We start from the raw sequence: 861 nt of genomic DNA on the forward strand, positions 1-861 counted from the left end.
ACGCAGACGGGAGGGCGTTGGGGCGTCGGCGCTATCCACGAGTTGCTCACCCGAACGACTTACGTCGGGCTTCACCGTTTCAACGTCAGCGGAAAGCGAAAGGGTGTCAAAAAGAACCCGGCGGACGTCGTCGAAGTCCTGGTCCCACCAATCATCGAAACAGCAGAGTTCGAGGAAGTCCAGGCGATGCTCAAGTCGCGAGCACCCCAGCTAAAGGCACCACGATTTGTGAACGCTCCAACGCTTCTCGGCGGCGTCGTCTTCTGTGCCGATTGCGGAGGTGCGATGACGCTGCGAACGTCCGGCAAAGGCAAGGAGTACCGCTACTACACCTGCTGCACGGCAGCCCGGCAGGGGAGAACAGGTTGTAAGGGTAGGACGATCCCGATGGCGGAATTGGACGAGCTCATTGTTGACCACGTTGAACGGCGTCTGCTGGAGCCCACACGGCTTCAGAAGGCCTTGGGTGGTTTGTTCCAAATGCGGCAGGCTCATGCGGATAAGGAGAAGACCCGCGTTGCGGAATTGAAGCGCCAGGCCGGCGATGCTGATGCAAAGCTGACACGCCTTTACGAGGCGATCGAGAACGGTCTGGCCGATTTGAATGACCCGAACCTGAAAGGCAGAATCACGGAGCTTAAGCGCATCAGGGATGGGGCTTTTGCCGATATTGAACGGGCGGAGGGCAGGGATACCAAGGCCGCCGAGATCACCCCCGGGGCCTTGGCCCATTTTGCTCGGCTCGCCAAGGAGGCGTTGCGACGCGAGGATGGAACCTTCCGCAGGAGCCACCTCCAAAAAATCGTAGGGCGGGCGGAGGTGGGGTCCGATCGAATCGTGATCCGCGGTTCAACCCACCAA

1 protein-coding gene is annotated in these 861 nt (G+C 60.0%); it reads left to right on the forward strand.

Annotated elements, in window-relative coordinates; all coding sequences use genetic code 11:
- On the forward strand, window positions 1-861 hold an 861-nt coding region (locus HB630_RS28195), incomplete at both ends, for a recombinase family protein (RefSeq protein ID WP_213776004.1).

The sequence above is a fragment of the Bradyrhizobium sp. dw_78 genome (genome assembly GCF_018449525.1).
In the GTDB taxonomy this organism is placed as follows: Bacteria; Pseudomonadota; Alphaproteobacteria; order Rhizobiales; family Xanthobacteraceae; genus Bradyrhizobium.